Genomic DNA, 19,795 nt, shown 5'->3' with positions numbered 1-19,795 from the left:
ATAGTTTAGATTACCATTTTCCATCCTTCCATTGCTGTCTCTAAATGCATAATCCCTGATCAAACAATCGTCATCATCATTGATAAAGATGATTTGATATACTGGTCTTAACATATTATACTTCTCACCAGCATCTAACTGTTCTACTAGAAGTCTGGCTCCATAAAACTGAAATCTTGCTGTTTCGCTGTTAGTGTTGCCTGCCATCTGTATTTCTATATCAATAACTCTGCCAGTTTCATCAACAGCACAAATATCTAAAATAATATTTTTAGCAAGAACAGTATTTTGATTGATTTCAGGATTTTTAACAATCATTTTTTTACAGTCGATATTGGTAACGAGTTTAACAATATACTTTCTTAACATTCTAGATTCAGCAGTATCTCTGGAAAGAAGATATTTAAAGAAAAGATCGTTATTAAATTTAACTAAATCATTTTGATAACTAATTACTTCACTCATATAATAATCCTCCTATTATTTTATACAAAATAATCAGGAGGATTACTTTTAAAAATCAAATACAACTAATAAAAAACTGTTTATACAACAGTTTTTTATTTAGTAATTTTATCTTTTGTTTCACTTATTACTACTCGATGTGGATATGGAATTTCTATTCCTTCTTGGTCAAATCGAGCTTTAATACTCAAACGTAAATCTGATAATAATTGAAACCCAGACGCACTATCTTTTGACAAGAATGTAGCTCTTAATTGAATACCACTATCGTTAAATTCAACACAATGAACTTTTACTGCTGATTCTTGTTTTTTCTTTTGTGATTTACTTCTTCCATCTATACATAATGGATGTTTTGCTCCTTCTTCTTGGATAATTTTAATTGCCATTTGTAAATCACTTTCATAAGAAACCTCTAAAAATAAATAATTAGCCTTTTGAGTTTTAACATTAGAAACATTTTCTATAATTGCTTTATTCATAACTGTATTAGGAATAATTACTTGAGTTCTTTCAAATGTTTCAATAATACTATGGCGCATCGAAATATCAATTACAGTTCCAATTACATTATATTCTCTAACATTTACCAAATCACCAATTTTATATGGCTTATATGTAATAATCATAAAACCATTAATTATATTACTTGCAGCTTCTTGAGATGCTAACCCAACCACTACTGCTAAAATACCTCCACTAGCTAACAATGCTTTAATAATTGAGTTTGTGAAAGTAATTTCACCCATTATAATTGCAGTTATAATAGTAATTATAACTACTTTCTTTATTCGCATTGGAAAAACTAATTTAAGAGGATCAGTAAATTTCTTTTTTAATAATCTATTAATTATTTTGTTAACCACTAAAATTATGACTATAAATATTAAAATACTAATTCCACTTTGAATTAAACCATGCTCAAATACGCTATCAATCTGTTTATAAATATTTTCCATTCAATCACCTACTTAGTATTTTTACCATAAAATTTACCTATAAAATATAAACATATTGACTGAATAGCTCCTATAAAAGAAACCATCAATAATGCATAACTAATCCAAAATAATATATCATTGCCAATATTAAAAGCATTAATAATTAGAAAAATTATAAATGATATTATTGCAATAATTCCAAGATATTTAGAAAAACCTAAAAATCGTACTGACAATATTTGATTTTTATTCATTTTATTTACCTATACAAAAGCGCTTAAATAACTCATCTAATAAATCTTCTTTTGCTTTTTCTCCTAATATTTCTTTTAAATTACTCCAACATTCATACAAATCAGTAACAATTAAATCTGTGGGAATATACATTTCCATTGCTTCAATAGCTTGTTTTAATGAATGATTAGCATGCTGTAATAGCATTGTTTGACGAGCATTGGTTAAAATATGATCATTATTATCAATAATGCTACCTAATTCAAACATTCTTTTAATTTCACTTACTAAAGTATCAATATTATTATCTTTAGCACTTATATTTACCCCTTGTAATTCTACCTTAATTTCTTGATCAGCTTTATTAATAACAATTATTCTTGTTATGTCTTTAGTTAATTCTATTAATTGTTTATCTTCATCAGTTAATTTTACTGAACCATCAATAACCAATAACACCAAATCAGCTTGATGAATTAATTCTTTTGACTTTTCAACACCCATACTTTCAATTATATTATCAGTTTTTCTAATTCCAGCTGTATCAATCATATTAAGAATAATCCCATCAATACTAATACTTCCTTCAACAATATCTCTTGTAGTTCCTGCAATGTTTGTAACAATAGCTTTTTCTTCTTGTAATAATGCATTTAATAAACTACTTTTACCAACATTTGGTCGTCCAATAATAACTGTCTTAATACCATCTTTGATTAATTTAATATTCTTTGAATCATTTAATATCTTATCCATCTTTTTTAAAAGATTTTTACTTCGTGGTAATAATGATGAAGCAGTTAACTCTTCTACATCATCATATTCAGGATAATCAATATTAACTTCTATTTGTGTAATAATCTGAATCAAATCTTCTTTTAATTCTTCAATAAAATTACTAATATTTCCAGTTATTCCTTTTAATGCCAAATCAGTAGCATAACTATTTTTAGCAGTAATAATATCACTAATTGCTTCAGCTTGTGATAAATCTATTCTTCCATTTAAAAAAGCTCTTTTACTAAATTCACCATGCTCAGCCATTCGGGCACCATTTTTTATACATACATTTAATACTTGTGAAGTTATGTATACACCACCATGACAATTAATTTCAACCATTTCTTCACCAGTAAAAGTCTTTTTTCCACGATAAATATTAACTAAAACTTCATCTATTCTTTTCCCCTCATCTACAATATAACCATAATTAATTGTATGTGTAGATTTTTTAAGTATCTTTCCTGTAAAGAATTTTTGAACAAAGGCTATACAATCAGGTCCACTTATTCTAATCATTGAGATTGCTGCTTCTAAACGACTAGTTGCAATTGCAACTATTATATCTTCATTCAAAATATCACCTTCCTTTATCTTTTGTATTTTATCATAAATTATTATTAATTTATACATTAAATCAATGTTATAATATAATTATATATGGAGGAAATTGAAATGAAACTTGGAATTATTGGTAGCGGTATGATTGTTCAGGATTTACTATCTTTTGTTGACACTATTGAAGAAATTAATTTAATTGCTATTTTAGGAAGAAAAAAGTCACAAGAAAAGATTGAAGCTCTCACAAACAAATATCAGATAAAAAAAACATATTACAATTATGATGATTTATTAAATGATGACGAAATTGATACTGTTTATGTTGCTTTACCAAATCATCTACACTATGAATACACAAAAAAAGCTTTATTACATAATAAACATGTTATTTGTGAAAAACCATTTACTTCAAATATAGATGAATTAGATGAGTTAATTACCTTATCAAAAGAACGGAAATGCCTTCTCTTTGAAGCAATTACTAATCAATATTTACCAACTTATAAAAATATTAAAGATAGATTAAGTGAACTTGGAAAAATTAGTCTTATCTCATGTAATTATTCCCAATATTCTTCACGCTATAACGCATTTAAAAAAGGTGAGATTTTACCTGTTTTCGATATTAATATGTCAGGTGGAGCATTAATGGATTTAAATGTTTATAATTTACATTTTGTAATTGGTCTATTCGGTAAACCTGAAAATGTTGAATATTTTGCTAATATCGAAAGAGGAATTGATACTTCAGGGATTATTATTTTAGAATATCCAACATTCAAGGCAGTTTGTATTGGCGCCAAAGATTGTGCTGCTCCTATTTCATCAACAATTCAAGGGGATTTAGGATGTATTAAAATTGAAGGACCTACTAGTGTACTTAGTGATGTAAAAATTATTAAGAATGATAAAATAAATGAAAGTATTGAAGTAAATAGTAATAATCATCGAATGTATGATGAATTTAAAAATATCTCTAAGTATATTGATAATAGAGATTTTAATACTTGTGATCTAATGCTTGAACATTCAAAGATTGTTATGGATGTTCTTACTAAGGCTCGTAAAAGTGCTAATATTATATTTGGATGTGAAAAAGATGCAAAATAATTTGCATCTTTTTATATACCTTAATATTTTCTAAACATCAAAAAGTAATTTTATTCTACATTTATAATTATGTTTTAATTTCGATATTTGGTATTTCGTTTATAATAATAATATGATAAAAATGTTGCCAAAAGAAAAGCTATTAGACCAAAGATAAATGGTAAACGAGGATTGAATGTATAAAAGAAACCTGCCATCAATGCTCCAATTATTCCACCTAATGATTTAATTGCATTATAAAATCCCATTACAATACTACTATTATTATCATTAGAACGACTTGCCACAAGATCCTGAGTTACAGGAATAATAATAGCATTTAAAGCAAAGAAAATAACATTCATGATAATAAAAATAATTATATTATTTGTTGCTAAAACGCCTATCATAGTAATACTACTTAATAATAATATATACATTGATGATTTAGAAACATTGGTATTTTTTATAATCCATAAACATATAGTTCCATTTGCAATTAATGAAATGATTCCAATTGCAGCTTTTATTACCCCATTATAAGCAGATGTTAAATTAAATATATCCTTTATATAATAATTAAAACTTTGTTCAAAAGCTGTAAACCCTAAATACGCTAAACAACAAATTGTAAATATTATAAAATATTTTTTATCCATAAATATTTTTGCTTGTTTAAAAGAATTAAATGGATTTGCTTGTTTTATTAATACACTAAATTTTTGTTTAACAGGTGAAGCTATATCTTTTTTACAAAATATGAAAAATAAAATTCCACAACCAGCCAAAGTAACAGCTTGAGTTGCAAAGGTTAAATCAATAGAAATTTCACCAAGCATTCCTCCTATAAAATAACCAAAAGATGCACAAACACTAGCCACTGTTGCTAAAATAGTTAAATTTTGTCCCCTTTTTTCAGGAGGGCTGACATTAACAACATATGTTAAAAAACTTACATAAGATCCACCTGTAAAAACACCTGAAAACATTCTTGCAAAAATAATTGTATTTTGTGATGTTGATTGCCAAAATAAAATTTGCCCAATTGCATATCCAAGACTACAAATAAACATAGTTGTTTTGCTATTAATTTGTTCGTTTAGTTTTCCCCAAAACGGAGAAAATAAAAAATTCAATCCTATCATAGCTCCATAAGCTACTCCAAACATATAATCACCTAATTCTAAATTCTTAATTACTGTTGGAGTAATAGGATGTGCATAATTAGCTGCTAAATTAAATAATCCATTTATAATAAAAAACACCAATAATTTATTTTTATTCATTCAATCACCTTCTACCAATGATTATAGTCTAAAGAAAAATATATAGCAATACTAGTTGTTATCTATTTGATAATTCTCTATCCATAATATTGTGATAGTAATATTATTTAGTTTGGTACACTAACTTTCAAGAATAGTTTTCTTTCCAGCCATTATTTCACTGACTTCTTATTGTAAACCTTTTTCGACTGGAGGTACTATCACTGTTTTAAAATTTACCAGACTTCCTCGTCCATAAGACCTCTCGAAGTAAAATACGAACACTATTTCTTCCACAATAGCCTGATTTACTGCTTTGGTTTTACATCTATCTTTTGGATTTCGATTTGTTGTGCAACCTTATCCACCATTTAACCTCATCAGATTTCTGTTCATATACTCAAAAAAATCGCTACATCAATTCCTCCACCCATGACATCACTATCAACATCTTGTAGTTAGTTTATTTCCAACTGAATCCATGCCCAGCATACTAAAAAAAGGGAATAACCAACTACGGTTGTTCCCTATTAAAATTAAAACATTATTTAATTTAGGTTAACACCTAAATTATCTGATTAGCCGTTATTTTAAAGACTTATTTAGACTAGTATCAAAATAAAATATCTTTCTTTAGATTGTTTAAGTTTATTTAAACCAAAACCCAAATAATTTATTTTTCTATCATAAATCATTTCTATTTATTCTATCATTAGAAGATATTTCTTAGAATTATTATATAGGTTATATAAATTCAATTAAAATTATCTCATAAGATCTTTAATTTTACATGTTATTTTTTTAAAATCTTAATATCTATATAAGTTATAAATACTATAAGTATTATTTGTACTACACCTAGAATATAATTTGTAAAAACAAAATCATATAATGCTAAGGTAATACCAAGTAAATCACTAAATACAATCCAAGTTACTGCTCTAGTTTTTTTGCTTTCATCTAAATTTGCATCAATACATATATCTTTAATGACTACAACTACAATAAAAAACATAAAATGCAGTGCTTCGAGTAATACCCCTTTAGATAACAAGAGTGTAAAAGAAATCCCAAATAATAATAATGTAAAAATTCCAATCTTTCTGTAAATATTCATAAATATACTCCATTAAAATTATTTTTATCCTGGAAATGTTGTTTCATAATTTCCTTTTTTTGTATCTATCAACTGTCTTTTTCCATTCACTTTTGCTTCTGTTTTTATAGTATAGTAGACTTTATAATAGCCTAAAAAATACCCTGTTGAATCATACACTTCGTAAAATTTTCTTTCAGTAGTTATCCATGCTTCAATAGAAGATGCATTTAAACCAAATAACAATGATGCTATTCCTGTTGCTACACTACCAGGAAGACCAGCAAAACCTAATACTGCACTAACCGCCCCTAAAATAGCTGAGTAAGATGCATTTTTAGGAGTAACATGATCTGTAGACTTAAATGTTGTGAGATATCTTTCTTCCAAACCTGCTCTAGTTTTTTGATTTATCTCTTTTTTATTGCCCAAATTATCTTTAAGTAAATTATAATTTGATGATAAATTAAATTTTGTAATTTCTCCTTTTTCTTTTATTACTAATAAAGCAGTATTATTAGGATAAGTGTATTTTTCGATTTCTACTTTTTCGTAATTAATATTAATTATATCATATTCAAAAATATAATCTTCAAAAATTTTAAATTCAGAAATGTCGTACTCAATAGTATTATTCATCCCATTTATTGGCACAAAAGAAGTAAATGTTATTAATGTTGCACATAAAATACTAGTAATAAGGCATTTATAGTAATTTTTTTTCATAATTTTTCTCCCCTTTATTTGTTTTTTACTATAAAGATCTTATTATCATCAATTATCAAATTTACATCACCATATATTTTTTCTTAATTAAATTATATTACTATAATCACATATTTTCAACTATTATTGTATACAATTTATCCTTAAAAAATAACGATTTATCCTATATTTGCTAAAATGATTTAATATTATTATTATAGCTTATAATCTCAAATTTCACAGTTAAATTTTGACTATACTTAGATGAAAGTATACATATTAAAATCAAAATCATATTGATTTTATCACTTTTTTTACAATATAAAAGAACTCCTTATGTATAATTTAAGTGTGCAAAACAATCACATTCATATTTCTATCACAATTCCTCTAAATTCATTCCTTTGCTTAGTCTTACTTTGTTTCACATCTTCAATCAAAAACTTATAATTCAGGCGATTAAAACTCGATTACACTAGTAAGATATCATTTCTTAAAGTATATTTAAGATAAATATTTTTTATATAAATCATTATCCTTAAAACCAATATTTATTTTAACCACATAGTTAATATAATTTAATTATTAGTACATACTTTTTAAACCTCTAAACAAACATATTTTATTTAACTAATCCTTAAACATATTCTAATAATTTTTTTATTCATTATAGAAAAAACACATGATTAACATGTGTTCTATTCAACATATGAAATAACCATATGTCTATTTTTTCCTTCACCATGACTTTCTGTTTTAATATGCTCAAAATTTGAAAGTTCCTGATGCATTACTTTACGTTCATCAGCAGGCATAGGATCAAGTTTAATTTCAGCTTTAGTTCTTAATACTTGTTTTCCAAATCTTTTTGCCATTGATGATACTTTTTTATAACGATCTTCTTTATAACCATTTATATCAATACTTAATTCAATTCTCTTTTTATATGTAGTACTAACTGCATTTTTTACAATAAAATTAATTGCTCTTAAAATAACACCAGCTTTACCTATTAAAATAGAATTGTTACTTGTATTAATATTACAATAAATACGACCATCTTGCAGATATGATACAGTTTCAATTTCAAATCCCATTTCACTAATAAAACGTCGTACATATTCTTCAATATACTCTTGAACCATAGAAATTGTATAACATTCAATCTCTGCCTTTTTTGTAAAAAACGTTTTTGTTTCTTTAATTACTTCATAATTTAATTCATCAATTGTTACACCTAACTCCTGACAAGCTAGATTAACAGCATCTTGTACTGTTTTTGCAGTATAATTTTTCATCATTTTATTCACCTACTTTTTTATTTTTTTATGAAATTAGTAGCTGAATTATCAATTTCTTTTTGTGCTTTTTCAATGTGAAAAAATTGAATATACATAGTTCTAACAATATTAATAACATTAGTTGTAATCCAATATAAAGACATTGCTGCAGGCATAGTTGCTGCTAAATAAACAATAAATATTGTCATTACATTATTCATAGTATTCATTGACTTCATTTGTTGACTAGGACGATACTTTGGTGAACGTTTTGCCATAATTTGGGTAATCTGTATCGCAAAGAATTGAGATCCTGCAACTAATAATAATAGCACAATATATCCAACACTAAATTCCATGATATGATTAATTGGTTTATCACCTAAATTAATGCCAAAAATTGATGTTTTATATAAAATATCGATTCTTTGTACTGCTTGCCACATCGCAAACATAATTGGTAAAGTTAGAAAAGTTGAAAATGAACCAAACATACTTACATTATGTTTTTTGTACAAATTTTGGATTTCAGCATTTTGACGCATTTGTGAAGCTTGATCTTTACGACCTTTATATTTACGTTGAATCTTTTCCATTTCTGGTTGTAACAACTGTATTTTTTGAGTTGATATTGTAGATTTGATCATAATTGGTAAAGTAATAATATTAACAACAATAGTAATTCCAATTACTCCAATAGCTACATTTCCTAAATATTGATCAATAAATAAGATTCCTTTTGCTAATGGAATAACAAATAAGAAATCAAACCACCCTGCACTCAATGACCAAGGGGTAGACATAGTTATTGCTCTAGAAGCAATTAATTCACCATTTTTATCAAGATTCTGTGCACATCCTGTTAGAATAGCAACTAAGAAAACCAAGCAAAATACTTTTAAGATTTTTTTAGTCTTGTTATCTAATACCATTTAATTTTCCATCCTTTTTAATATTTTTTTATATAAATATTTAAGTTCATTTAGATTAGAAATAAAATCTAAATCTAAATATTTATTTCTTACAATCACAATATAATCATAATTATCATTAAAATTTATTGTTTGTTGAACAATCATTCGAACTTGTCGCTTAATTTTATTTCTAATTACTGCCTTACCTAATTTTTTACTCACAGATATTCCAATACGAGCATGATTTAAATCATTTTTGACATAATAAATTATAAATGAACGATTAGCCAAACTTTGTTTATGTTTAATAATATGGCTAAAATCTTCATTTTTTTTAACCCGATATTCTTTTTTCATAATTTTTTAGAAAAAAAACCCACCGTAAAGTGGATTTTTCTTAAGCAGATAAGACTTTTCTTCCTCTTTTACGGCGACGTGCAAGTACTTTTCTTCCTCCTACAGTAGCCATTCTAGCTCTAAAACCATGAGTTTTTGATCTTTTTCTTTTATTTGGTTGATATGTTCTTTTCATTAATTACACCTCCAAAATTTTTATACTTTTTATACAAATAACATATGCTCCCCCATTTTATATGAAAAAGCCTATTAAGTCAATGAAATTAACGGAAAAAGTAGGATAAACATATGAAATAGCTATTGAATTTTTATATTTATGAATAAATCAATAGAAATATATTAAATATTATATAATCATATATTTATTTACATAATTTTACTATTAGAACATTAATCTTTAATATTATTTTTTATATATGAAAAATTTCTCTTTGAAATTTAACTAAATTTTTGTTTTATACTGTTTTAATTTATTACATTCATCATAAAAAAGTCGTTTTAGATATTATGCTGAAAAAAGCATCTAGTTTTTAAACTAGATGCTCACATTTTAATCCTCTTTTCTTTTAATCGATACATATCCAATAAAGCTTAATAAACTTAATCCAGCTAAACTCATTAACATTCCTAATGATGTTTCATCGCCTGTTTTTATACTTATTGTTTTATCTCCTTGTTTTACTGGATTAGCTTCTAATCCCGCTAACGCTTTTGTTAATTCTGCTACTGCAGTCTTTACTTCTTCTTTTGTTGCTTCTGGATTATTTAATACTTCTTTTGCTCTTGTCATTACATCATCTACTGCTTTTAATGATGCTGATGTGTAGTTTGCTCTATTTATACCATTTACCTTGTTGATTAAACCTGCTAATAAATCTTTATTTGGTTTTAGTCTTAAATTAATAAATGCTCTTACTAATTCACTATATACTTCATCTACTTCTTCCTGCATTGCATTTTCGTTACCTAATACTTCATTTGCTTTTTCTAATACTGGTAACATTGCATTCCATGTTGATTCAATATATTTATCTGATTCTAAATCATTAATTAAATCTACTTGTTTTTGTAATAATTCTTTATTTCCTTTGAAGAATTCTAACATATGCATTGCATTTGCTAATCTAGTAAACGCATTATCTACTTCTTCTTGTGTTGCATTATCATTTGCATAAACTGTTTGAGCATTTTCTAATGCTGCATTGAATTCTTCTACTACTGCTGGGACAACATTTTCCAAACTAGCACTTTCTGCCATTTCGATTGCAATAGCTAATGCTATTTTATCCCTATCATTAGCAACCATTAATAAATTATCTTTTGCTTCTTGTAATAAAGATAATGCATTATCAACATCTACTTGACTTGAATCACTATTATCTAAAATAATCTGTTTTGCATTTATTAATTGTTCTTTAAAATTATTCCATGTTATTTCAGTATATAATTTTTGATCTAATTCCTGGTATTGAGCTACCAACTTAATAAGCTCAGTAACATCCCCTCTTAAAACTAGTTTATCAGCCATTTCAATTAATTTTGCATTAGTTAGATCAATTGTTTCTTGATTATATGTATCTTTTTTACATATAATTTGAGCTTTATTATATATTTCTTCAAATTCCATCCAGCTTGTAATTGTAACATGATTTTCATCATAACCAGACAATATTTTTTCATTTACCAAACTTAGATTATCTTTTAAATTTGAATTATTACTTGTTTGATGTACTTCAATTTCTGATACTCCTGGATATGGAGAACCAGCATCAGTAGCATATGAAGTAATTGTCACTTTAACATCTTTTATTACTTCACCATTCATATCAATGATAAATGTATAACCATTTTTTAGCCCTGTAGAGTTAGTATAAACTTTTTTCCATTCATCATTTTCTTGTTGTACAGAAACCTCAAAACCTAATTGAGTATTACGGTATCCATTTTCTTCAAAAACAACTTTTATATAATTTACTGAATAATTCTTATCTAATGTTACTCCACCTGATACTGGTAAATTTATTTTTGTATTTGCAACCCAGCAATCTTCAAAATTAACATTATTTATCTTCTCTTTTGAATAAGAACTCATCAGCTCATTGTCAGCATATGGTGTTCCTAGGGGAGCTATATTAGTATTATTTTCATGGATAAGATAATTTTTTGCTAATTCAAGATAACCCTCTGCCTTATATATCACATCATTTGTAGCTGTATCAATGTTATTATAAATATCTTTTGCTTGTTGATAATAGTATTTATATTTATCAAAATATTTATCTATATATTCATTTTTATTTTCATTTTCTAAAATAACTAGATTATTTTTTAACTTAGTAATATCTACTAAATTATTAATGGCATTTTTTAATGTATCAATAGCATCTTTATAATCATCACTAGTACTACTTGAATTATTAATAATATTTTGTGCTTTATCAATAGCTTTTAAAAGTACTTTATAACTTAATTTTGAATAAATATCCTCATCTAATGCTTTTGTTTCTTCTAATAATTTATTTAATTGATTAGTTAAATTACTTGCAAGTGATATCTTTAATTCATCAATAATTTTTTCATCCTTAATTAGTTGAATTATTGTTTGATCACTAACAATGGCATCATCTAATAATATATTACCATTTTCAACACATTGTAAATTACCACTTCCAGCATATAAGTTTGATAATAATTCAGCTACTGTTATTCCATCTTTTACTCCATTTAAAGTTTCATTTTCAATAAACATTGATGTTCCATCAATCAATTGAATTCCTTTACTTGAATAAACTTTCATTTCACATAAAGCTGGATAAATTCCTCCATTAGTTTCATAAGTAATCTTTATATCATTAACTAATCTAGGTTCATCTAATGGAATATTTATAGTATAGGATTTTTCTTCTTCATTATAGCTTTGCCCACTATAAATCTTTTCCCAATTTTCATTATTATCTTTAGTTTCAATAAAGAATTTCATTATGTTATTTCCCAATACTGGGCGTGTTTCAAAGACAAGCTGTAAACCATAAATTAACTGTTCCTGATTAAATTTAATTCCTGCACTAACAGGGATAGCTGAAGTCTTAGCAATCCACATTGAACCAGTATTATTATCATTAATATGATCAGCAGTATAATTTCCTAAAGTTGTATCTGCATAAGCAGTTCCTTCTGGTGCTATATTTTCATCCATAATCTTATCTTTTTGTGCTTGTCCAGTTAAATAACTATCAAAAATTTCTACATATATTTCATTAAGACCACGATATTCTTGATTACCATTTACATCTTTTACTACAGTTGAATAATCTTCATTATTAGTTACAACATTCCATCCAATATTAAAATAATCTTGATTGCTTGATGGCGCCACAAAGTTACCAGTTTCAATTGCAGTATCCAATCGATCTAACCATAATTTCCACATTGGATAATTGTAATCACGTTCTAATCCACTATATTGTCGATGAGCATATGTTTGTAACGTTTTAGAACTCCAGATATTTACAATTGCCTTAGCATTAATTATCATCATATCTTTTGAATAATCATCATATGTTTTACTGTTTCGAGAATCATTGTAAAAATTAGAAGCTTTTGATATCCATGTACCATATAATGAGTCTTTTTCAAAACCAGCAATTTCATCTATTAATAAAATACTATTTAATAATTTATCTTTATATTTTTTAAATATTTCATAATTTTTAGTACTATAAGCCTCATTTATTCGTTCAAAAAATTCAACCTGGCTATTTGCTAAAGTTTGTCTTAATATATCAACAACATCATAAATATAGCACTCATTATTTTTGAATTTATCAAAATCATTCATTAATAAACTAGTTGCTTTTTCAAATTTAGTTGGATCATAAGTTAATTTATAATCTCCTATTACAATTTCTGGGCTAAATGATGGACGCATATTTGTAATACAATTTACATTCCCTGTATGATATTTAGCACTACCATCTTCATTATTAGCACCATAAGCAGTAGACAATAAAATTTTCCATGCCTCCCATGAATTCTGTGAATATTCACCATAACGTCTAGTTATATATTCTTTTAACCAAGTCTCTGTATCTTTGGCTTCACTTTCCCAAGCCATCTCCCAAAATAAATCATAATTAACAGGATTTAAAAGTGTTCCCTCTGGTGTTATTCCAATTCCTTTCATATGATTAGATTCACTATTTGCTTTTGTAATCTGAGATGCTAAATATTCTAACTCACCATGCATTCCTGTTCTTCCACCATAATTATCTAACATACAAAATATCCATGAAGTTCCTCCAAATTCTTTACCATTCCAATTTGTCGTGTTACTCCAATGAGGATTTTCAGTTGCATCTAAATCTAAAACAAGAACATGATCTTCTTTATTATCACCAAATCCCTCTAAAATTTCAGGATTAGGATTTGATAACCACGATTGAATTACCCATACTGCATCTTTATCATAATCCATCATTTGATCTAAAATATAAGCTGACATCTGTGGTTTACTTAAATCTGGCGGAATAATTCCTCCTTCATGAGCTAAATCACCAGCATAATAATTAGTTGCTTGTCCATAAATATATTCTTGAGTTTCATAAAATTTTTGTGCCAATCCATCATATCCATCATACGTTGTTTTTAATATTGGTGGACGAGTAAATCCAGACCAGTCCCCTTGTTCAACCATATATGGACGAATATCTTCATAACCATAATCTTCCATTAGTGTCTTATTAGCGATATCGCCAAAATGTTCTGGCATTGCTCCCATAAAGCCTTGTAAACAAGGTTTTATTCCTAAAACTGACATCTTACGCTGATTTGTTCTTGCCATTTTAACTGTATCAATAACCCATTCATCACTAACAGGTCCTCCATAAGACTCTAAATTTCCCATTAACCACCAGGCTTTATATGAATAGCCACATACAAACGCTTTTGCCTCTTCAATATCATAACCATAATTTTGTAGATATTCTATCCATAATGCTTCTGTTGCAGTAGTATCCAAAATCAAATTAACACCATTTAAGGCAAAATAATCTAATTCTCTTTGCCACTCATCATATCCCCAAAATGGCATTGTATAAGATAATGTGCAGTAATTATAAGCATAACGAATCTCATAAGGTGATTCTTTATAAATAGTCTTATCTAGCACAGGTATTGTTTCTGGCATTTTCACTTGTTTTGTTTGTTGTGAAACATGAACATTACAATAATATTTCAAGAAATAATTTAGCCCTGTTGTTAAAGATAATCCTTCATTACCTTTAATATGAATCTTTCCATTTAAAGAAGATATTTCATAAAAATCTTTTCCAAAATCATTTTTTGCTAACTCAAAAGTAAACCAATCAAGATATTTCTCCCCTAATATTCTTGATATAACTCCTTTTACCTCTGTAAATACATCCTCATCATTAAAAGTATCAGCAATATTATATTTACCATTTTCATTACTAATTGCATTTACATCAACATTATAATTATTTAATAGCCAGTCATTATATGATTCAATTTCTAAATCTTTACGTGTTTCTATTTTTTCAACTTCACTTTTAGTACCATAAACTTTTATTTCTGAAATCTGAGAATTTGCTCCTTCTCCATTTGAATTTGCAGTAACATTTACTCTAATAACACGATATGTATTTTCTAAATTAAGATTAAATTCATCTCCATCTTCACTACTTTCTTTGAGCTTTGTTTCTGCAATTCGTTCAAAATGGACACCATCTAAACTTCCATATAAAGAATAAGCAAATTTAATATTTCCTTTAGGCATGTATACTTTAATTTTTGATATATCATAATTTTCTAATAAATCAACATCTACATATTTAGGATAATCTTCACCAATCCATGATGTAGAATCTTGTCCATCTACAACAAGAGATGAAAAATTACTATTAGTAGTTGACCTAGTAGGCTTACCATATGCAATATTATCTGGATCATTAGGATCTACATTTGGTGTTTCTGGCAATTCATAATCTAAATTTTCAACCCCATAAACTTCCAATTCATTTATATGTACACTTGTATTTGCTGAATTATATGTCATTTTAACTTTAACATATCTTGTAACTTTAGTTTCAAATGTATAAGTTTCTCCATTTACTGTTTGTAAAGTTTTATCAGTTTTTTCTCCTACTTTTTCATAATTAAATCCATCAACACTTGTATAAACTTCGTAATTATAATAACGACTTCCATTATAATATGGAATAACTACAATTTTAGAAACATCATAAAATCCATCTAAATCTACCAATAATTCACTTGGATATAAACCACCATCCCAATAACTTGTTTTATCACCATCAACAGCTCGTGATGAATTTCCATTACTAGCAATAGTTAATTTATTTAAAGCTACATTTGGTAGATCATCATTAGTTTCAATAGCTCTAACATTAATAGATACATAACTAATAATCATTGCAATAACTACTAAACTTTTGACTATATTTTTTAGTATCTTCATATTTTCCCTTCTATCTATATATTTTTTATTATCTTATTATATTATTAAAAACTAAATTATTTGTATTTGTAAATTTAAAATATTTCACCTGCTTTCCTTTACCTTCATAACTACTTATGATAATTAAATATAAATAATTCAGTTAAATAGAAATATATATTAAAAGTATTATAATCATCTTAATTCCATTATAACACAAAATATTTAATAGAATTAAGTAATAATGATGTAATTTAATATACAAAAAGCACAATTATCTATTTTTATTCTTTTTTGTATTATCAAATTATAATTACTGATAACTGTATGTAGAAATATTTTAATGTTATACAAAAAAACACATACTTATGCACATATTCATATCGTTATATTTTTAAGTGTGAATATATGTGAAAAACCGTTGAAAACTTTGTCATTATTAATCTTAACTTGTGAACTTTTAGTGAATCATCTTTTTTAATTCCTCATATATCCACAATTTTCACATTCACATATTTTTTTATGCACAAATAAAGTTGTGAATTTTGTGAATAAGTGCTAAAATCCTTATCAAATATAATAAATATTGTGAATAACTTTGTGAATCCTTTTTCCCCTTTGCAATTCTACTTTAAATTTAATATTTATTTGCTTATAATTATGATGCGGAGGTGAAAATAATGCGTGATAATAGTAGAATTTGGCAGTTATGCCTTGATACACTTGAAAAACAAGATTTACCTGAAGAACGTAAAATAGATAAGGTAATTATGGAATCAGTTTTTCGAAATGCACAAATTGCTTCTATTAATAACAATAAGGTTACAATAACTACCCCTTATTCTTTCAATATAGAAACTATAAAAAACAATCTAAAAGATATTGAAGATATCTTGTCTGGTATGCTGGCATCATCAGTATCTATAGAAATAATTGGTGAAGATGAATTCAAAAAATCTATCACTGAAGAAAAAAAGGAACTATTTAGAGACAATCTTAATAAAAAACTTACTTTTGACAACTTTGTTGTTGGCAGCTCTAATCGAATGGCACAAAATGCAGCTTTATTAGTATCTACTAATCCAGGATCAAATTTTAATCCTCTATTTATATATAGTAACCCAGGATTAGGTAAAACTCATTTATTAAATGCAATTGGTAATTATGCTAAAGAAATAAATCCTAGTTTAAAAATTCGTTATATAACTAGTAAAGATTTTGTTGATGAAGTAGTTGGTGCAATGAGGGGTAAAGATGGCGATGAAATATATGCTAAATACAAGATACTTGATATTTTATTAATTGATGATATTCAATTCCTCTTTAATAAAGAAAAAAGTAGTGAAATTTTCTTTCATATTTTTAATGAAATCATCAATAATAATAAACAAATTGTTATAACTAGTGATAAAATGCCTGAAGACCTTCAAGGAATAGAATCAAGATTAATAAGTCGTTTTAACTCAGGATTAAGTTTTGGAATTGATCCTCCAGAATTTGAAACAGCACGTGCTATTTTAGAAAAAAAGATAGAAAATTTAGATAACCCATCATTAGTTATCAGAGATGATGTTGTAGATTTTATGGCGAATTATTATTGTAAAGATATAAGAAGTCTTGAAGGTGCTTTAAAAAGATTATTTTTCTGCAGTATTATGAATCATACTAATACAATTGATATGGCTTTTGCTCTAGAATCATTTAAAGATGATAAAATTGTTAAAAATCCTAAAAGTGCTTTAACTAAAGAATTAATTTTAAAAACAACAGCAGAGTTTTATTATCTAACAATAAGTCAGCTAATTTCTAAAAACAAAACAAGAAAATTAACGACACCAAGGGAAATGTGTATGTATCTAATGCGTGAATTATTAGACATTACATTTGCTGAAATAGGAATGACATTTAGTAATCGAGATCACTCTACGGTTATGAAAGCTTGTGCTAGAGTAGAAACAAAGATAAAAAAAGATTCCGATTATAAATTAGCGATTAATAAGTTAAAGGAAAAATTAAATGTTAATTAAACACAATTGTTCCACAACTAAATCACACTTTTATCCACATAAAAAATATTGATTATATCAATACTTTTATATGTTATCCACATTATTCACAGTATAATAGTATTAATAAATTTAATAAAAAAATAAATATATATATATAAAGGAGAAAACTTATGGATTTTAAAATTAAAAGACTTAAATTATTAAATGCTCTTTCTAAAACTACTAAAGCAGTTTCAATTCGTAGTCCTTTACCAGTTTTAACAGGAATTAAATTTGATTTACAAGAAAATTGTTTAATTTTAACTGGTAGTGATTCAGATATTACAATTCAAACCAGAATTGAAAAAGATGAAGATTTAATTATTAATCAAACAGGTGGTGTAGTATTAAATTCTCGTTATATTTTAGATATTGTTAGAAAAATTGATAGTGATGAAATTAGTATTCATACAATCGATGGAGCATTAACAAGAATTTCTGGATCTAATTCTAAATTTGATTTAAATGGAACAGATATATTAGATTATCCAAGAATAGATTTATCTAAAACAGGAACAAAAGTATTACTTAATTCTTTAATACTAAAAGATATTATTTCTCAGACTAAATTTGCTGCTAGTGATAAAGAAAATAAACCTATTTTAACTGGTATTAATTTTAAAGCAGCTAATCATCAGTTAGAATGTACTGCTACTGACAGTTATCGTTTAGCTAAAAAGATAGTTTCATTAGATGAAGATGTAACTTTTAATATTACAATTCCTCAAAAGTCTTTAGACGAAATATCTAAAATTATTGAATCTGATGAAATGATTGAAATGTATGTTTCTGATCGTAAAGTACTTTATGTTTTTAATAATAATATAATTCAAACGAGATTAATTGATGGCAGCTTTCCAGATACTAATCGTCTAATTCCTGATAGTTTTGATTATGAACTAGACTTAGATACTCATTATTTATTAAATGCTATTGATCGTGTTTCTTTATTAACTAATGAACAAAATAACATTATTAAACTTGATATGGATCCTGATAAAATAGTTTTATCTTCTTATATGCAAGAAATTGGATCGGTTGAAGAAATTTTAGATAATGCTTTTTATAAGGGAGAACCTTTAAGTATTTCTTTTAGTTCTAAATATGCTAATGATGCAATTAGAGCTTTTAATGAACCTAAAATTAAAATATTATTTACTGGGGAAATGAAGCCATTCATTATCAAAGATTATGAAAAAGATGATGTTATTCAATTAGTTTTACCTGTAAGAACTTTCTAAAGGGGCTGTAACGAAATAACTTTTTAAAAGGAAAGTTGAATTCGTTCAGCTTTTTTTCTGCAAAATAAAATGCAATTACCTGCTATAATTGCAACTCTCACGATATTTAATAATATTTTATGTTATTTTGGCTGTTTTTGAGCGCAATGAGGGTATCATCTGCTAAAACTCCTCTTTTCAATGTGACTTTTCTTCGAGTTATCATTGATTATCACTAATTTATCTGCTGTTTTTTCGTTTCTCTTAATCTATATTTATGATATTTCTTTAAATTATATCCTGTACACACCAGTAAATATTCCATTTTCACCTTCTCTATTCCTCTTCTCGTGAATCTTGTGAAT

General features: G+C 26.3%; 16 protein-coding genes. 3 read left to right on the top strand and 13 right to left on the bottom strand.

The annotated features are described in order from the left end of the window. The 4 genes from BMW96_RS12055 to mnmE form a co-directional block, all read right to left on the bottom strand. Window positions 1-465 (bottom strand): PD-(D/E)XK nuclease family transposase (locus BMW96_RS12055; RefSeq protein ID WP_177165848.1); only part of this gene is annotated, 465 nt, incomplete at its 3' end. 95 nt (window positions 466-560) lie between these two features. Beyond that, on the bottom strand, window positions 561-1,424 hold the full coding sequence (locus BMW96_RS12050; protein WP_092356351.1) for a mechanosensitive ion channel family protein: 864 nt from the start codon (window positions 1,422-1,424) through the stop codon (window positions 561-563). A gap of 8 nt (window positions 1,425-1,432) precedes the next feature. Next, window positions 1,433-1,660 carry a hypothetical protein gene (locus BMW96_RS12045; RefSeq protein ID WP_092356348.1) on the bottom strand — a complete coding sequence of 76 codons (228 nt, stop codon included), beginning with the start codon at window positions 1,658-1,660 and terminating at the stop codon, window positions 1,433-1,435. A gap of 1 nt (window position 1,661) precedes the next feature. After that, window positions 1,662-2,996 (bottom strand): tRNA uridine-5-carboxymethylaminomethyl(34) synthesis GTPase MnmE, encoded by a 1,335-nt coding sequence (gene mnmE / locus BMW96_RS12040; RefSeq protein WP_092356345.1) that lies wholly within the window; start codon window positions 2,994-2,996, stop codon window positions 1,662-1,664. A gap of 99 nt (window positions 2,997-3,095) precedes the next feature. Here mnmE and BMW96_RS12035 point away from each other — a divergent pair, with 99 nt between their 5' ends. Further along, a complete protein-coding gene (locus BMW96_RS12035) occupies window positions 3,096-4,091 on the top strand; it encodes a Gfo/Idh/MocA family protein (RefSeq protein WP_092356342.1) in 996 nt (331 codons plus the stop codon). 74 nt (window positions 4,092-4,165) lie between these two features. Here the strand turns inward: BMW96_RS12035 and BMW96_RS12030 are convergent, their stop codons facing one another. The 8 genes from BMW96_RS12030 to BMW96_RS11995 form a co-directional block, all read right to left on the bottom strand. Continuing rightward, window positions 4,166-5,356: an MFS transporter gene (locus tag BMW96_RS12030; protein ID WP_092356339.1), complete on the bottom strand. Its 1,191-nt coding sequence runs from the start codon at window positions 5,354-5,356 to the stop codon at window positions 4,166-4,168. 772 nt (window positions 5,357-6,128) lie between these two features. Further along, on the bottom strand, window positions 6,129-6,452 hold the full coding sequence (locus BMW96_RS12025) for a hypothetical protein (RefSeq protein WP_092356336.1): 324 nt from the start codon (window positions 6,450-6,452) through the stop codon (window positions 6,129-6,131). Window positions 6,453-6,476: 24 nt separating this feature from the next. Continuing rightward, a complete protein-coding gene (locus BMW96_RS12020; protein ID WP_092356333.1) occupies window positions 6,477-7,157 on the bottom strand; it encodes a hypothetical protein in 681 nt (226 codons plus the stop codon). Window positions 7,158-7,834: 677 nt separating this feature from the next. Further along, a complete protein-coding gene (jag, locus tag BMW96_RS12015) occupies window positions 7,835-8,434 on the bottom strand; it encodes an RNA-binding cell elongation regulator Jag/EloR (RefSeq protein WP_092356330.1) in 600 nt (199 codons plus the stop codon). A gap of 20 nt (window positions 8,435-8,454) precedes the next feature. After that, window positions 8,455-9,348 (bottom strand): YidC/Oxa1 family membrane protein insertase, encoded by an 894-nt coding sequence (locus BMW96_RS12010; RefSeq protein WP_092356327.1) that lies wholly within the window; start codon window positions 9,346-9,348, stop codon window positions 8,455-8,457. Continuing rightward, a complete protein-coding gene (rnpA, locus tag BMW96_RS12005; protein ID WP_092356324.1) occupies window positions 9,349-9,687 on the bottom strand; it encodes a ribonuclease P protein component in 339 nt (112 codons plus the stop codon). It abuts the gene before it with no gap. 40 nt (window positions 9,688-9,727) lie between these two features. Beyond that, the gene (gene rpmH, locus BMW96_RS12000) at window positions 9,728-9,862 is read right to left on the bottom strand and encodes a 50S ribosomal protein L34 (RefSeq protein ID WP_003535525.1); all 135 of its coding nucleotides are present in this window, start codon (window positions 9,860-9,862) and stop codon (window positions 9,728-9,730) included. A gap of 375 nt (window positions 9,863-10,237) precedes the next feature. Beyond that, window positions 10,238-16,183, bottom strand: a complete 5,946-nt coding sequence (locus BMW96_RS11995) for an alpha-N-acetylglucosaminidase TIM-barrel domain-containing protein (protein ID WP_092356321.1) — start codon at window positions 16,181-16,183, stop codon at window positions 10,238-10,240. 659 nt (window positions 16,184-16,842) lie between these two features. Between BMW96_RS11995 and dnaA the strand changes: the two genes are divergently transcribed. Together dnaA and dnaN are read left to right on the top strand one after the other, a co-directional pair. Next, window positions 16,843-18,189, top strand: a complete 1,347-nt coding sequence (gene dnaA / locus BMW96_RS11990; RefSeq protein ID WP_092356319.1) for a chromosomal replication initiator protein DnaA — start codon at window positions 16,843-16,845, stop codon at window positions 18,187-18,189. A gap of 152 nt (window positions 18,190-18,341) precedes the next feature. Next, on the top strand, window positions 18,342-19,451 hold the full coding sequence (dnaN, locus tag BMW96_RS11985; RefSeq protein ID WP_092356316.1) for a DNA polymerase III subunit beta: 1,110 nt from the start codon (window positions 18,342-18,344) through the stop codon (window positions 19,449-19,451). A gap of 214 nt (window positions 19,452-19,665) precedes the next feature. Here dnaN and BMW96_RS13945 read toward each other — a convergent pair. Then, window positions 19,666-19,795, bottom strand: a 130-nt coding sequence (locus BMW96_RS13945) for a transposase (protein ID WP_143050750.1), incomplete at its 5' end; no start/stop codon positions are given.

It is taken from the genome of Thomasclavelia cocleata (assembly GCF_900102365.1).
GTDB lineage: Bacteria > Bacillota_I > Bacilli_A > Erysipelotrichales > Coprobacillaceae > Thomasclavelia > Thomasclavelia cocleata.
This window is presented reverse-complemented; position numbering and strand designations above follow the sequence as displayed.

Excerpts from the sequence above, each read along its gene's own strand:
- BMW96_RS12030 (WP_092356339.1), bottom strand. The coding sequence starts at position 5,356 with ATGAATAAAAATAAATTATTGGTGTTTTTTATTATAAATGGATTATTT.
- dnaN (WP_092356316.1), top strand. The coding sequence starts at position 18,342 with ATGGATTTTAAAATTAAAAGACTTAAATTATTAAATGCTCTTTCTAAA.
- rnpA (WP_092356324.1), bottom strand. The coding sequence starts at position 9,687 with ATGAAAAAAGAATATCGGGTTAAAAAAAATGAAGATTTTAGCCATATT.
- BMW96_RS12020 (WP_092356333.1), bottom strand. The coding sequence starts at position 7,157 with ATGAAAAAAAATTACTATAAATGCCTTATTACTAGTATTTTATGTGCA.
- BMW96_RS12010 (WP_092356327.1), bottom strand. The coding sequence starts at position 9,348 with ATGGTATTAGATAACAAGACTAAAAAAATCTTAAAAGTATTTTGCTTG.
- rpmH (WP_003535525.1), bottom strand. The coding sequence starts at position 9,862 with ATGAAAAGAACATATCAACCAAATAAAAGAAAAAGATCAAAAACTCAT.
- dnaA (WP_092356319.1), top strand. The coding sequence starts at position 16,843 with ATGCGTGATAATAGTAGAATTTGGCAGTTATGCCTTGATACACTTGAA.
- BMW96_RS12050 (WP_092356351.1), bottom strand. The coding sequence starts at position 1,424 with ATGGAAAATATTTATAAACAGATTGATAGCGTATTTGAGCATGGTTTA.
- BMW96_RS12045 (WP_092356348.1), bottom strand. The coding sequence starts at position 1,660 with ATGAATAAAAATCAAATATTGTCAGTACGATTTTTAGGTTTTTCTAAA.
- jag (WP_092356330.1), bottom strand. The coding sequence starts at position 8,434 with ATGAAAAATTATACTGCAAAAACAGTACAAGATGCTGTTAATCTAGCT.
- BMW96_RS12025 (WP_092356336.1), bottom strand. The coding sequence starts at position 6,452 with ATGAATATTTACAGAAAGATTGGAATTTTTACATTATTATTATTTGGG.
- BMW96_RS12035 (WP_092356342.1), top strand. The coding sequence starts at position 3,096 with ATGAAACTTGGAATTATTGGTAGCGGTATGATTGTTCAGGATTTACTA.
- BMW96_RS11995 (WP_092356321.1), bottom strand. The coding sequence starts at position 16,183 with ATGAAGATACTAAAAAATATAGTCAAAAGTTTAGTAGTTATTGCAATG.